The 15691-nt window shown below is 44.6% G+C and carries 10 protein-coding genes and 2 rRNA genes (1 of these 12 cut by a window edge); 7 read left to right on the top strand and 5 right to left on the bottom strand.

Annotated features, from left to right (window positions below; all coding sequences use genetic code 11):
- Positions 1-943 (bottom strand): 23S ribosomal RNA (locus FO447_RS13880) (it extends 1954 nt beyond the left edge of the window).
- A 402-nt stretch (positions 944-1345) separates the two neighbouring features.
- Positions 1346-2877: ribosomal RNA gene (locus tag FO447_RS13875) — 16S ribosomal RNA — on the bottom strand.
- The 16S and 23S rRNA genes sit together here, the layout of an rRNA operon.
- A gap of 1361 nt (positions 2878-4238) precedes the next feature.
- Between FO447_RS13875 and FO447_RS13870 the strand changes: the two genes are divergently transcribed.
- Together FO447_RS13870 and FO447_RS13865 are read left to right on the top strand one after the other, a co-directional pair.
- Entirely contained in the window at positions 4239-4388 is a 150-nt protein-coding gene (locus tag FO447_RS13870; RefSeq protein ID WP_200756885.1) for a hypothetical protein, read from the top strand.
- 117 nt (positions 4389-4505) lie between these two features.
- Positions 4506-5264 carry a Bax inhibitor-1/YccA family protein gene (locus FO447_RS13865; protein ID WP_228114366.1) on the top strand — a complete coding sequence of 253 codons (759 nt, stop codon included), beginning with the start codon at positions 4506-4508 and terminating at the stop codon, positions 5262-5264.
- 306 nt (positions 5265-5570) lie between these two features.
- Here FO447_RS13865 and FO447_RS13860 read toward each other — a convergent pair whose 3' ends face one another.
- Both FO447_RS13860 and FO447_RS13855 read right to left on the bottom strand, forming a co-directional pair.
- Positions 5571-6569, bottom strand: a complete 999-nt coding sequence (locus FO447_RS13860; RefSeq protein WP_200756884.1) for a helix-turn-helix transcriptional regulator — start codon at positions 6567-6569, stop codon at positions 5571-5573.
- A 131-nt stretch (positions 6570-6700) separates the two neighbouring features.
- Positions 6701-8029 carry an inositol-3-phosphate synthase gene (locus FO447_RS13855; RefSeq protein ID WP_200756883.1) on the bottom strand — a complete coding sequence of 443 codons (1329 nt, stop codon included), beginning with the start codon at positions 8027-8029 and terminating at the stop codon, positions 6701-6703.
- Between the two features lie 331 nt (positions 8030-8360).
- Here FO447_RS13855 and argR point away from each other — a divergent pair, with 331 nt between their 5' ends.
- The 5 genes from argR to FO447_RS13830 all read left to right on the top strand — a co-directional run bounded on the left by argR (position 8361) and on the right by FO447_RS13830 (position 13081).
- Positions 8361-8849, top strand: coding sequence for an arginine repressor (gene argR / locus FO447_RS13850; RefSeq protein ID WP_117694687.1), 489 nt, complete (start codon positions 8361-8363; stop codon positions 8847-8849).
- Between the two features lie 89 nt (positions 8850-8938).
- Positions 8939-9550: a GNAT family N-acetyltransferase gene (locus FO447_RS13845; protein ID WP_022121132.1), complete on the top strand. Its 612-nt coding sequence runs from the start codon at positions 8939-8941 to the stop codon at positions 9548-9550.
- A gap of 73 nt (positions 9551-9623) precedes the next feature.
- Positions 9624-10826 carry an argininosuccinate synthase gene (locus tag FO447_RS13840; RefSeq protein WP_022121131.1) on the top strand — a complete coding sequence of 401 codons (1203 nt, stop codon included), beginning with the start codon at positions 9624-9626 and terminating at the stop codon, positions 10824-10826.
- Between the two features lies 1 nt (position 10827).
- Positions 10828-11829, top strand: a complete 1002-nt coding sequence (argC, locus tag FO447_RS13835; RefSeq protein WP_200756882.1) for an N-acetyl-gamma-glutamyl-phosphate reductase — start codon at positions 10828-10830, stop codon at positions 11827-11829.
- Between the two features lie 109 nt (positions 11830-11938).
- Positions 11939-13081, top strand: a complete 1143-nt coding sequence (locus FO447_RS13830) for an aspartate aminotransferase family protein (protein ID WP_200756880.1) — start codon at positions 11939-11941, stop codon at positions 13079-13081.
- A gap of 378 nt (positions 13082-13459) precedes the next feature.
- On the opposite strand, the gene FO447_RS13825 is transcribed toward FO447_RS13830, so the two are convergent.
- Positions 13460-15586 carry an outer membrane beta-barrel family protein gene (locus FO447_RS13825; RefSeq protein ID WP_117728022.1) on the bottom strand — a complete coding sequence of 709 codons (2127 nt, stop codon included), beginning with the start codon at positions 15584-15586 and terminating at the stop codon, positions 13460-13462.
- Positions 15587-15691 lie beyond the last annotated feature (105 nt).

Genomic DNA, 15691 nt, shown 5'->3' with positions numbered 1-15691 from the left:
TCAGGACTCGATAGGCGGTGAAGCCCTCTTGTCCTATCGGTCGCTCTACCTCTCACGGTGACCATCCGACGCGGCACCTAAATGCCTTTCGGGGAGTACGAGCTATCTCCAAGTTTGATTGGCCTTTCACTCCTACACTCGGCTCATCCAGAAGCTTTTCAACGCTTATTGGTGCGGACCTCCATCCCGTGTTACCGGGACTTCATCCTGGCCAAGTGTAGATCACTTGGTTTCGCGTCTACCCCCACTGACTGTGCGCCCTCTTCAGGCTCGCTTTCACTGCGGCTACGTGTCTCGTGACACTCAACCTCGCCAGTGACGGTAACTCGTAGGATCATTATGCAAAAGGCACGCCGTCACATCTTACGATGCTCCGACCGCTTGTAGGCGTATGGTTTCAGGAACTATTTCACTCCCCTGCTCGGGGTTCTTTTCACCTTTCCTTCACAGTACTCGTTCGCTATCGGTCTCACGGGAGTATTTAGCCTTACCGGATGGTCCCGGCAGATTCGCGCAGGATTCCTCGTGTCCCGCGTTACTCAGGATACCGCTATGCCGCATTTCGCTTCACATACTGGACTATCACCGTCTATGGTCACATTTTCCAAAGTGTTCTGTTCACGATTTGCATACAATGTCGCGGTCCTACAACCCCGCTGGCGCCTTGCGACGTCAACGGTTTGGGCTGTTCCCCGTTCGCTCGCCACTACTGGGGGAATCATTATTTATTTTCTCTTCCTGCAGGTACTAAGATGTTTCAGTTCCCTGCGTTAGCTCTAACACATAGGTGTTAGTAACCGTCCTTCAGACGGCTAGGTTGTCCCATTCGGAAATCTCCGGATCAAGGGTTATTTGCACCTACCCGAAGCTTATCGCAGCTTATCACGTCCTTCATCGCCTCCGTGAGCCTAGGCATCCGCCATACGCCCTTTCTTACTTTCTTTACGACTGTATTCTTGTTACTCGTTTCCGAATAACGAATAAGTAGCTCATACTTTCAGCTGTATTCTAACTTGTGAAATCTCATCTTGCGATTTGATTCACTTTAGTCTGAACTAAAGTTCATTACTTACAGTTTTGCTTGTGTCAATATGTCAAAGATCTTCTTGCCTTAAAAGGCATGGTGGAGATTGTGGAGTTGAACCATTTTGCTTGAGCCATCCCTATATATTATATAATGTATAAGGAATCCCAGTCTCCTGTATTTAACTAAACAGATGGTGCGTACAAGAAGAGAAGCGAACTTTAATCAGTCACTATCTCAACAAATATAGAAGTAAGCAAGAATGAGAACTCAACATTCAACATTCAACACTCAACATTCTCTCAATATTCGTCTCTCCAGAAAGGAGGTGTTCCAGCCGCACCTTCCGGTACGGCTACCTTGTTACGACTTAGCCCCAATTACCAGTTTCGCCCTAGGCCGCTCCTTACGGTCACGGACTTTAGGCGCCCCCGGCTTTCATGGCTTGACGGGCGGTGTGTACAAGGCCCGGGAACGTATTCACCGCGCCATGGCTGATGCGCGATTACTAGCGAATCCAGCTTCGTGGGGTCGGGTTGCAGACCCCAGTCCGAACTGAGACAGGCTTTAAGGATTAGATGCGCTTTGCAGAACACCATCTCTCTGTACCTGCCATTGTAACACGTGTGTAGCCCCGGACGTAAGGGCCGTGCTGATTTGACGTCATCCCCACCTTCCTCACACCTTACGGTGGCAGTGTCCCCAGAGTGCCCAGCTTAACCTGATGGCAACTAAGGAGAGGGGTTGCGCTCGTTATGGCACTTAAGCCGACACCTCACGGCACGAGCTGACGACAACCATGCAGCACCTTCACAGAGGCCCCGAAGGGCGTCATTGTCTCCAAATCCTTCCTCTGCAATTCAAGCCCGGGTAAGGTTCCTCGCGTATCATCGAATTAAACCACATGTTCCTCCGCTTGTGCGGGCCCCCGTCAATTCCTTTGAGTTTCACCGTTGCCGGCGTACTCCCCAGGTGGGATGCTTAATGCTTTCGCTTGGCCGCTGACCTATTCAGACCAACAGCGGGCATCCATCGTTTACCGTGCGGACTACCAGGGTATCTAATCCTGTTCGATACCCGCACTTTCGAGCTTCAGCGTCAGTTGCGCTCCAGTGAGCTGCCTTCGCAATCGGAGTTCTTCGTGATATCTAAGCATTTCACCGCTACACCACGAATTCCGCCCACTTTGTGCGTACTCAAGGAAACCAGTTCGCGCTGCAGTGCAGACGTTGAGCGTCTACATTTCACAACACGCTTAATCTCCGGCCTACGCTCCCTTTAAACCCAATAAATCCGGATAACGCCCGGACCTTCCGTATTACCGCGGCTGCTGGCACGGAATTAGCCGGTCCTTATTCATAAGGTACATGCAAAAAGAGTCACGACTCTCACTTTATTCCCTTATAAAAGCAGTTTACAACCCATAGGGCCGTCATCCTGCACGCTACTTGGCTGGTTCAGACTCTCGTCCATTGACCAATATTCCTCACTGCTGCCTCCCGTAGGAGTTTGGACCGTGTCTCAGTTCCAATGTGGGGGACCTTCCTCTCAGAACCCCTACTGATCGTCGCCTTGGTGGGCCGTTACCCCGCCAACAAGCTAATCAGACGCATCCCCATCCATCACCGATAAATCTTTAATCTCTTTCAGATGTCTTCTAGAGACGTCATTGGGTATTAGTCTTACTTTCGCAAGGTTATCCCCAAGTGGTGGGCAGGTTGGATACGCGTTACTCACCCGTGCGCCGGTCGACGCCCATCAAAAGCAAGCTTTCGATGTCGTTTCCCCTCGACTTGCATGTGTTAAGCCTGTAGCTAGCGTTCATCCTGAGCCAGGATCAAACTCTCCATTGTAAAATATCATTTTTACTTCTTGCCTCATTACTGAAGCAATCGGTGTTTGTTGTCTGTACTTAGGACGAATATCCTTTTCGTTTATTGAAGCTTAGTAAACCTGACTTGTCAATTTCTTGACGGTTCGTTTCTTTTACCCAGTCAACTTTCTTAATTATAAGAAGTTAACCGCTTCTTGTACTACTTGTCTGTTTATGTAAAATCTTTCAAAGAACTCTTTCTTTATCGCTTTGAGTAATGCTTGATTTCTCAAAAGCGAGTGCAAAAGTACTAACTATTTTTCATTCCACCAAATCTTTTCGCAAAAAAGTTGCATTTTTAGTCGGTTTTAACATCTATAAAGACTTTATACAATAGATTTTAGCTGCTTACATTATTATATATATGCGCCTGTCTGTGTACACACTTAGGCGTATACGCAAGCGCGCAATACTATTAAGGTTATAATGTTTTTTCAGTTAATTTACTCAAGTTTCGCAAGTTTTGTCCCATACGCCCTGAAAGGTTCTTGAACCACATGCGAAAATTCAGTTAATTTATATTTAAAAATTGACGCTTATCCGTAGCCATTAACTTTATTTCGCTGACAATACATTAAAAGGTTATAATGTTTTTAAGATAACTTATATTTTAGAAGTTTACGCTTATCCATAGCCATTAACTTTATTTCGCTGATAATATTTTAACGGCTTATACATCAAGGATACCGATTAGACTGGGATTCTAGGAGTTTCTGCAGAAAGAAATCATAAAAAAAAAGAGGACTCTCTAAAAAAAGATACCCATTTCGGAATCGTAAACAAACGCTAAAATATGTAAAAACGTGCAGAATCCTTAAAATATGTTTATAAAATACGCAAAACACCCTTCACCACCCTTCACCCGTAACTATTTGACACTCAAAATGTTAAATAAAAAGGTGAAGGGTGAAGGTTTGAAAACTCTATTTTATATATGTACGCGTGGGTAAAGGAAAAAAGGGTAAAATCAAAAAAGTACCCTAGGGTCAAAAATCGGAAAAACCCTAAAAAAAGAATATAATATAAGATTTAAAATATACCCTTCACCCTTCACCTCGTTGCCACAACCCAGCTTCCATATCTTCATCATCGGATTACCTACATTTGTCTTCTTGGTTTATCCTTCGGAGATATTCTGCTATCTTTCGGAGATAATTTCGTATCCTTCGGAGATATTCTGCTATCTTTCGGAGTTATGTTCATATCCTTCGGAGATATTCTTCCGAATGATTCCATGATATTTTTCGCACTTTATTTCCCGAATCCACGCAAATCGCACAAATCGCATAGGTAGAAAACGGAAAAGACGTATCTTTGCACTCGAAATAAAACGAATAGCGTATGAGACAGGTAGAAAAAAGAGAAGATAAGAGATTAAGATGGCAATGGCAGATCAGTTTCAACCGCAAGGAGACTGACATGAAGGCAGACATCACCATCATTCCTAGCGGCAACTATCATATCCTGATAAAGGGTCTGAGAATGACGTAAAATTACGGAATAAATGTTAATAAAGCACAGAGATTATCGTTCGTTTCAATAATTGGCATTATCTTTGCGCTTATTATATTATTCAATAGACTATAAATAACAAAAGAAAATAGAATTATGACAGAAAAAGAAATGTACAATCTGATAAATAGTCAGAACAACCAGCAGAGCAATGGCTTTGCTGTTAATGAGAAAGAGCGAGGTATAAGCGGTGTTTTCTCTGCTTTGATGCGCAAAGTGTATACATGGATGACCTTAGCTCTCCTGATTACGGGCGTTACTGCCTATGGTGTAGCTAGCAGTCCTACCCTGCTGATGACCTTGATGACAAGCCGCGGCTTGCTCTTTGGCTTGATTATCGCAGAGCTCGCCCTGGTATTCATCATTACCGGTGCCCTACAGAGACTCTCCCTGACTACGGCCACCCTACTCTTCATCGTCTACTCGGTTTTGAATGGTGCCATGCTTTCATCCGTATTCGTAGTTTATACGATGACCAGTATTGCCAAGGTATTTTTTATTACAGCCGGCACATTCGGAGCAATGGCTTTCTATGGTTACACAACCAAGAAGGATTTGACCTCTTTAGGAAAAATACTCTTCATGGCGCTGATAGGCCTGATTATCGCTACCATAGTAAACATGTTCTTGAAGAGTTCAGGGTTTGATTACATTTTGAGTTACGCCGGCGTAGCCATCTTCGTTGGCTTGACCGCTTGGGACAGTCAGAAGATCAAGCAGATGCTCCAGACACAATACGACATGAGCGAGGGCGCACAGAAACTGGCACTCATCGGAGCCTTGACTCTGTATCTCGATTTTATCAACCTCTTCCTCTACTTGCTCCGCATCTTCGGAGGCAGCAACAAGGAATAATGAAAACGGGAACCGGGAATAAAGTAAAAAAACAAAGAATAACATACATAACGAGAAAGGTTGGCTTGCCCTCAACGGGTTGGCCAACCTTTATTTTTTAATTCCTAGAAAAAGTAAATGCTAGAGTTATATTCTCTTCAAAAAGTTCTATGGTGCAAAGATAGAAAAAAAATTGAGAACTATGGTTTCAAAATAGCAAAAATAAGTTTCAAATGGACAAAAAGTGTCTTTTGACATTTTTCAGTGTTCCACTGATTTTTAGAAACTACCTAAACATCAACAACTTATGCATTTACTCTATATTTATTAGGAGAGCAACCAAAAGAGGCAAAAAAATACTCTTCTGAACGTAGAAATAGAATTAAATCCCGATTTGATGGCGATTTCCGGCAAAGGAAAGTTCGTTGACTTCAACAAGTTCTCTGCATACTGTATACGATAAGTATTCACATAATCATAAAACGTCTGCCCATTCTGCCGGTTAAAATAGCGACTCAGATAAGTACGATTCGTACCTACAGCCAGCGCCACATCAGACAATTTCAGTTTCGGATTAAGATAGATTTTATCTTCCTCGAACAACCGCTGCACCTCAGCAGCCATCCCCGAAACATCTACTTCGTTCTGCTCTAACGGTACAATTTCAACATCGCTCAACTCTTCTATCACTGACTCATGCCTATAAACAAAATAATCTATCAGCATCCAGAGTATCAGAGAGCTTACCATATAGACATTGTCGTAATCCACATTAATAACGAAACAGCTCAGCGTCCATAAAAACAGAATCAGAAAGAAGGTATTGAGAATGGCAAGAAGCCAATTCAGATTAATATTTTCCTGATAAGAAAAGCGCTCTTTCAGCTGGCGGTGATACCTCCGAATCATAAAGATAAGCAATATAAAGGTAGAGCATCCATAAATGACTCCCCAGACAGAAAGCACATAAAACCAGATGATATTATGGGTAAAAATATAGAACACCGGCAACAAGAGGAAAGGCAATTCCAGCATCAAAGCTTTCACCCATCTGAACCAGCCCGGCTTCACCAGTTCCATCAACACAAAGCTGTAGAACGGAATAATCATCATATCCAACGAAGACGTAAGATACCACGCATGCTCGTTGTCAAAACCATAAATCAGAAAGAAAACCAGGTCCTTTACCAACTGCAGGTCGACCACAATCATGAGCCACATAATCATCCGAAAGAGCATCTCCTTTCCTTTTCTCCAAAACAGGAAAGCCATCATGGAGAAGAACATCATGCTCATACCATAAATAAAACTCGTTACCGAATCCATGTCTACTTTCTATATAAATAAACAAAAAAGGCACACCTATGGAGAGATATTCTAACATTCCAAAGGTGTGCCATGATATAAATTTAATGCCTTATATATAATAAGGTGTAATATTAAATGAAATAACCTAATTAGTCGATTTCCTCATCGGCCTCGTAACCTCCCATCTCACGGATAGCATTCTTCAGCATCGTATACTGCTGGTAGAGATGGTTCACAGGCTCTTCACCCTTAGTATAATCGTGCATAGGTGCCTTAAGGAAGAAACTCAAGAAACGCTGGATTCCGAAACGGCCTGCACGAGCAGCAAGATCGCTCAACAATGTAAGGTCGAGCAGCAATGGAGCAGCAAGGATTGAGTCACGGCAGAGGAAGTTAATCTTAATCTGCATTGGGTAACCCATCCAGCCGAAGATATCGATATTATCCCAACCCTCCTTGTTATCGTTGCGAGGTGGATAATAGTTGATACGTACCTTGTGATAGTACTGGGTATCTTCATCGTTACCATGACCATAGAGATCTGGCTGAGCTTCTGGTTTCAGGATTGTCTCAAGAGTAGAGAGTTTACTAACCTCCTTGGTATGGAAATTAGCAGGTTCATCGAGAACGAGACCATCACGGTTGCCGAGAATATTGGTAGAGAACCAGCCATTCAAGCCGAGACAACGGGTACCGATGATAGGAGCGAAACCACTCTTGACAAGAGTCTGGCCTGTCTTGAAGTCCTTGCCGGCGATAGGCATTTTGGTCTTCTCTGCGAGTTCCCACATAGCAGGAATATCAACAGTTGTATTAGGAGCACCCATGATGAAAGGAGCACCCTCTGTCAAAGCAGCATAAGCGTAGCACATGGATGGAGCTACATGCTGGCGGTCGTCAGCCTTCATTGCTGCCTCAAGTGCTGCCAATGTACCATGAATCTCCATATCTACAGGAACGTAGATTTCGGTAGATGCTGCCCAGATGACAACGATACGGGCACAACAGTTCTTCTCCTTGAAGTCGCGGATATCCTGACGAAGAGCCTCTACCATCTCCCAGCGGGTCTTGCAATCCTTCACATTGTCGCCATCAAGACGCTTTGCATAGTTCTTGTCGAAAGCAGCCTTCATTGGTACTACCTTCTCCAACTCCTCGCGTACAGGATTGATATCTTTCTCCTTCAATACCTCAGCATACATAGCAGCCTGATAAGCATTCTGCGGATAAACATCCCAAGTACCGAATACGATATCATTAAGGTCAGCAAGAGGAACGATGTCCTTGTAGTGCAAATATTTCTTGTCTGCACCCTTACCAACACGAATCTTGTCGTACTGAGTCATTGAACCTACTGGCTTCGCAAGTCCCTTGCGAGTCATGAAAACACCGGTCATGAAGGTCGTAGCTACTGCGCCACAACCAACAACCAAGATACCCAGCTTACCTTCTGCTGGTTTAACATTCATTTTTTCCATCTTCTAAAGGTTTATTTTATATTAAGTTGATTATAATCTAAGAATTGTGTCTGCAAAGATAACAAAAACTAATTGAACCGATGCGGTTTCCGTAGACTTTTTTTCAATAATTTACAATAATTAGCTTAAAATGGATAAAAAGGCTATTCTGCATCAAAAGCCTTGTGTAGAATATTTGTATAAAAGAAGGTGATACATGCATATTTATTCCACATTTATGCATAACGAAAGACAAAATAATGTTATTTTATGCATTTTTCTTTCATTTTATTTGGTTATTTGCAAAATATATTGTAATTTTGCAGCCGTTAAACGAATAAAAATACAGCATATGAAGGCAAAGAACAGCAGATTGGAAACTTTGAAGATGCTTATATCAAGTCAGGAGTTAAGTTCGCAAGACCAACTTTTGGAGGCTCTTCACAAAGAAGGCTTTAAGATTACGCAAGCAACATTGAGCCGTGACTTAAAACTGCTCAAGGTAGCAAAGGCAGCATCTTCGAGTGGAAAATATGCGTATGTCCTGCCCAATGATACATTATATAAGAGAGTATCAAACCATATTCCAGTGAGCAAGATGATGGTGAATACCGGATTCCAATCAATCAACTTCTCCGGGAACATGGTCGTGATCAAAACCCGTCCGGGATATGCAAGCAGCATCGCCTATAATATAGATAATAGTGATATTCCTCAAATTCTGGGAACCATCGCTGGCGATGACACGATCTTTCTGGTTAAGAAGAAAGGGACAACAGAAGAGGAAATCATCAATGCACTAGCAGAGGTAATTCCAGACGTTCACCATAAATATATATAAGGTAGTTGCATTTTTATGCAAAGCATACACCTTATTATATATAAAGAAAGAATATTAAAACAAAAACATTTTAAGATAGAAGAGAAAAAATGGAAGAAGCAGAAGTTAAAGTAATGGTGGCTGACGAAAGTCACATCAAGTACATCGACACCATTCTGACTACAATTGCAGAAGCTGCAAAGAAGCGTGGTTCTGGTATCGCCAAGCGTTCACCAGAGTATGTTGCCACCAAAATGCGAGAGGCCAAGGCGGTCATCGCTCTCCAGGGCGAAAAGTTCGCTGGTTTCAGCTACATCGAAACATGGGGCAACAAGCACTATGTCACCACATCAGGTTTGATCGTTCACCCAGACTTCCGTGGTATGGGACTGGCTAAGCGCATCAAGAACCTTACCTTTACGCTTGCCCGACAGCGATGGCCTCATGCCAAGATTTTCTCTTTGACATCTGGTTCGGCAGTTATGAAGATGAACACCCAGCTGGGTTATCTTCCTGTTACTTTCGCCGACCTGACCGATGATGAGTCATTCTGGCGTGGTTGCGAGGGTTGCATCAACGTGGATGTCCTCCATCGTACCAACCGCAAATACTGCATCTGCACCGCCATGCTCTTCGACCCAGAGGAGCATCTGCCTATCAAGCTTCCTCAGGAAGTGATTGAGAGAATCCGCAAGATTGACGGTCCATCTGCAGAAATCTAAATCCTTATATATAATAAGGTGTTGGCAAGAATGCCATCTAAATATTATTCATCCATATTAAACATAAAATAAAATGGCAAATAAAAAAGTTGTAGTCGCTTTCAGCGGCGGTCTCGATACATCATACACAGTAATGAAGTTGACCCAGGATGGCTGGGATGTTTATGCAGCATGCGCTAACACAGGTGGTTTCTCTGCCGAGCAGTTGAAGACCAACGAGGAGAACGCATATAAGTTGGGTGCCAAGGCATACGTCACTCTCGACGTTACCCACGAATATTACGAGAAATCATTGAAATACATGATTTTCGGTAATGTGCTCCGCAACAACTGCTACCCTATCTCTGTATCTTCTGAGCGTATTTTCCAGGCTATCGCCATCGCTCGTTATGCCAAGGAGATTGGTGCTGACGCCATCGCTCACGGAAGTACAGGTGCCGGCAACGACCAGATTCGTTTCGACATGACCTTCCTGGTAATGGCTCCTGGTGTAGAGATCATCACATTGACTCGTGACAAGGCGCTTTCTCGTAAGGAGGAGGTTGATTACCTGAACGAGCACGGCTTCTTTGCAGACTTCACCAAATTGAAGTATTCTTATAACGTAGGTATCTGGGGAACCAGTATCTGCGGCGGTGAGATTCTCGACCCAACCCAGGGTCTCCCAGAGGAGGCTTACCTGAAGCACGTTACTGCCAAGGAAGAAGAGGCTGAACTGAAGATTACCTTCGAGAAGGGTGAGATCGTGGCTGTCAACGGCGAGAAGTTTGATGATAAGATTGCTGCCATCCAGAAGATTGAGGAGATTGGCGCTTCTTATGCCATCGGTCGCGACTGCAACGTGGGTGACACCATCATCGGTATCAAGGGTCGTGTAGGTTTCGAGGCTGCAGCTCCTAAGCTCATCATCGAGGCTCACCGCCTGTTGGAGAAGAGCACATTGAGCAAGTGGCAGCAGTATTGGAAGGATCAGGTAGGCAACTGGTACGGAATGTTCCTCCACGAGAGCCAGTACCTGGAGCCAGTGATGCCGGATATCGAGGCTATGCTGACTTCTTCTCAGCGCAACGTAAACGGTACAGCTATCTTGAAGCTCCGTCCATTTAGCTTCCAGACTGTTGGTGTCGATTCACCAGACGATTTGACCAAGTCTAAGCTCGGTGAGTATGGTGAGATGCAGCACGGTTGGACCGCAGAGGATGCGAAGGGCTTCATCAAGGTAAGTTCTACCCCACTCCGTGTTTATTATGGTATGCACCCTAACGAGGAAAGATAATATGGTAAAAGTAGGTATTTTAGGAGCAGCTGGTTATACAGGAGGTGAGTTGATTCGCCTCCTTATCAACCATCCTGAGGCAGAGATTGTATTCGCCAACAGCGAGAGTAACGCCGGCAACCTGGTGGCTGAGGTTCACGAGGGATTGTATGGCGAGACCGACTTGAAGTTTACCGCCGAGATGCCTTTCGACCAGGTAGATGTTATCTTCTTCTGCTTCGGTCACGGCAAGAGCGAGGCGTTCCTGAAGGAGCACAATGTTCCGGAGAACGTGAAGATTATCGACCTGGCGCAGGACTTCCGTCTTGCCCCAGAGACTGTGGTTGCCACCCAGCAGCCAACCCCAGTCGCTCACAATTTCGTATATGGTCTTCCAGAAATAAATGAATCAAAAATAGCCGTAGCTCAGCACGTGGCAAACCCAGGTTGTTTTGCAACCTGCATTCAACTTGGTTTGTTGCCTGCTGCTAAGATGGGTCTCATCAACAGCGATGTATCTGTCAATGCCATTACCGGTAGCACCGGCGCTGGTCAGAAGCCAGGCGCCACTACCCATTTCTCATGGCGCAACAACAACATGAGCATCTACAAGGCATTCAACCATCAGCACGTGCCAGAGATTCGTCAGAGTCTGAAGCAGACACAGGGTTATCTCGATGCAGCCATCGACTTTATCCCTTACCGTGGCGACTTCGCCCGCGGTATCTTCGCTACAGAAGTTGTGAAGACCGACAAGCCAATCGAGGAAATCGTAGCTGGTTACAAGGAGTTCTACAAGAATGCCAAGTTCACCCACTATGTGGATAAGGCTATCGACCTGAAGCAGGTTGTGAATACCAACAAGTGCCTGGTTCATGTGGATAAGTATGGCGATAAGCTCCTGATTACTTCCTGCATCGACAATCTTCTGAAGGGTGCCGTAGGTCAGGCTGTTCAGAACATGAACATCATGTTTGGTCTCGACCAGACAGCAGGTTTGAAACTCAAGCCATCAGCATTTTAGATAAAAGAATTCGGAAGAACGGATGAAAAATCATTCGTTCTTCTATCATAAAAAATAGTTTGTAATAAGATAACTCTATGAGTTGTCTTTCTTAAAACATAGATTTAACATGAAACTTTACGACGTATATCCTCTTTTCGATATTAATATAGTAAAAGGTAAGGGCTGCAAGGTATGGGACGACAAGGGTCAGGAATACCTCGACCTCTATGGCGGTCATGCCGTTATCAGCATCGGTCATTGCCATCCTCACTATGTGGAGATGCTCACCAACCAGTTGAACAATCTGGGATTCTATTCCAACTCTGTCATCAACAAGTTGCAGGTGAAACTCGCTGAGCGTCTGGGCAAGATAAGTGGTTATGAAGATTATCAGTTCTTCCTCATCAACTCAGGTGCCGAGGCAAACGAGAATGCCCTGAAGTTGGCTTCCTTCACCAACGGAAAAACCCGCGTGCTTTCTATAGAGAAGGCTTTCCACGGAAGAACTTCCCTTGCCGTAGAGGTAACAAATAATCCTAAGATCATCGCTCCTATCAATGACAATGGTCACGTAACCTATCTTCCTATCAACGATTTGGAGGCTTGGGAGAAGGAACTTGCCAAGGGCGATGTATGTGCTTGTATCATCGAAGCTATTCAGGGCGTAGGTGGTTGCAACATGGTAACTCCTGAGTTTGCTCAGGGTTTGCAGGCAGCCTGCAAGAAATACGGCACTTTCCTGATTTGCGATGAAATCCAGTGCGGTTACGGCAGAAGCGGTAAGTTCTTCGCTCACCAGTGGTTGGGCATCAAGCCAGACCTCATCACCGTAGCCAAGGGTATCGGTAATGGTTTCCCTATGGGTGGCGTGTTGATTTCTCCAGAGTTTACACCTGTATATGGTCAGTTGGGTACTACCTTCGGTGGCAACCACCTGGCATGTACAGCAGCTCTCGCCGTTCTCGATGTTTTCGAGAAGGAGAACCTGGTACAGAATGCGCATGAGGTTGGTGAATATCTCATTGCCCAGCTGAAGGAGTTGCAGAAGCGCAACAGTCACATCACGGAGGTTCGTGGTCGTGGCTTGATGGTAGGCGCCGTACTCGATATTCCTCACAAGGAAGTTCGCAGCAAGCTCATCCACGAGCAGCACTGCTTCACCGGTTGCGCCGGCACCAACATCCTTCGTATCCTCCCTCCGTTGGTATTGACCAAGGAGAATGTCGATGACTTCATCGAAAAATTGGAAACCGTATTAAAAGAAGTATAAACCCATTGAGATAAGGATATAAAGAAAACTCAACCCATAAAAGAAATAGGAAACACTCCTATCGTGAGCAGCAAGCCCTTTGCGGTTTGCTGCTTTTTTGTTTCCCTTATAGGAAAAGTGTACTCTCTATCACTTCGGCATCTAGGATTCGAAGGAACTCCTTCAGGCGCATCGCCAAAACGCTCGAGCCGTGATGCAAGCCTATGCCTTCCCCGTAAAGATGACGGAGAGCGAATGCGTGGCAGATCTGTTCAAGAAGTATAATGAATTGGCGGAATAGGAATATTCCGACTATAAAAAGCAAAAAGAGAGGCATGGTTCCATTATGCGAAAACCATGCCTCTCTCATATAACAAGATTTTATCTTGTAAAAGATATTTATAGTCGATTCAACTCTGCATTACCGGCACCAGTTCCCTTATACTTGCTACGTGTGGTATTGAACTTATAGCGAAGGGTGAGTTGCAGGTCTCTCGTACCTCGCTTAGACACTTGCAAGAGTTCCATCTTCTGGTTATAGAGCAAGTCGGCATCCCAACATTTATAAAGCAGGTCGTTGCCTTTTATTTCCAAGGTAAGGGCATCCTTTAGGAATGACTTGCTGATGCTGACATCCAGCACATGCTGCTCTTTGGCAAGATATACATTCATCGTGTTACCCTTGCTCTGATAGCGATAATCCACGTTAAGAGTGATGCCGCATGGCAAGGAGAAGGCATTGTTGAAGTTGCCCATGAAGATAGGACGATTCAAGCGATAAGATGCCACATCAGTATGGAGGGTGAACCATGGCTTCTGCATGCCCAAGTTGATTTGCGGCGCCCAAATGCCTATCTTTGGAGCGGCACTGATGTAGGCAGTCATGCTCTTGAGACTCTTCACGTTCTTACGACTTATCATGGTAATTGCTTCGTTATCAGGAATTTGCTCCGCCCAATAGATAATGGCATTGCGAGAGTCCTTGTAGTTGACCATAAACTGGATGAACTTCCATACACCCGATAATTCCACTCTGTGATTGGTTTCGTTGTCGAGATAAGGATTACCTGTTTGGCGAGTAAATCGATTCATATAAGATACATTATTGCTCAGTTGACTATATGAAGGACGAGAGGTCTTTACCGAATAGCTCAACTGTGCCATTACCTTACCTATCTTCGCACCATAGCTGATGGTAGGAAAGAGGTTGCGGAAGGAGCGACTCTGCTCGGGCTGATAGATGCCTGCATCATAATACTTGAATCTTACATACTCGTATCGCAATCCCGCCGTGATGTTTCCTATCGGGGTGAGGCGCGCGTATTGGATGAATGGACTTGCCGTCTGCTCCTCCAACTTGCTATAAGAGTTGGCGAAGAGGTCGGTGCGATTCACTTCGTAGTCATCGTTACGATGAGTATTGATATACTCAGCTCCATAGGAGAGATTACCGCCCAAGAGAGGAGAGGTAATTACGAGTTTAGTGGCTACCATCTTATTGCTCACACGATTCTTGGAGTTGACGTTACGAGAATCGTGCTCCTGGCTCTGTTCATCGCTATAGGCATAAGCCCTGTTTGTACTGAAATAGAGGTCGGTATTCAGGTCAATAGTGGTCTTGCCCAATGTGCCGTTGTAGTAGGCATTCAATTGATGGCTAGGATTGTCCTTGTCAACCGTCAGACCATCGGTTTTGATATAGTCGTAAAACTTACCGTCGGCAGTTACCTGACTATCGAAAAAATCTTTTGAGCGAGAATAGCCTGGCGAGGTCAAGGTGTATCTCGCACCAATGGAATGATTGGCATTGAAATCATAGCTAAAACCACTGATAAGACGGTGCGATTCTATGCGACCAGTTACTTCGTTGTTGTTATGCTGTTGCCAAAGCGTATCTACATGTACAGTCTGATTGTAGGTGGCCTTTTGCATCCATGTTGCATCAGAGAACTTATAAGTGGCAAAGAGATTCAGTCCATTATGACGATAGTTCATGTTAATCTGCTGGATGGTATTGTCGTGCTTATTGTACCAATACACAGAGCGAGTATCAAAGCCGAAACCTTCGCCTTTTTTCTTGATGGTCTTGATTTTGATTACCGCATTTACCGAAGCATCGTAGGTGGCTCCAGGATTCTGGATGACTTCCACACTCTTGATGTCGGAAGATTTGATGTTATCCAACTCACTGATGTCTTGCATCTTCCTGCCGTTGATATATATAATAGGTGTACCCTTGCCGACCACCTCATATCCATCTTTCTTCTTCACGATGCTCGGCACATGCTTCAATACATCTTCAGCCGTACCCATCTTGCTAAGGACGGTTCCTGCCACATTGGTCAGCAGTCCTTCGTGGGTCTTCTTATATTGAGGAAGATGAGCTTTCACCACCACTTCGCCAAGTTCTTTGGAGAACTTCTCAAATAGGGTCGTGTCGGAAATCTGTTCGCCATTGATGTTCTGTGCCATCATCTGTGTTATGGTAATGCCACAGAAGGATGCTACTAACGCAAGTCTTTTCATTGTCTTATTATTCTTTATGTTGTTACTATTCTTATTTTGTTGCAAAATAGCAAGGCAACGGCTATGCCAAAAACATAAGCAACTGATTATCAGAATATATAGAAA

It is taken from the genome of Segatella copri (assembly GCF_015074785.1).
GTDB lineage: Bacteria > Bacteroidota > Bacteroidia > Bacteroidales > Bacteroidaceae > Prevotella.
This window is presented reverse-complemented; position numbering and strand designations above follow the sequence as displayed.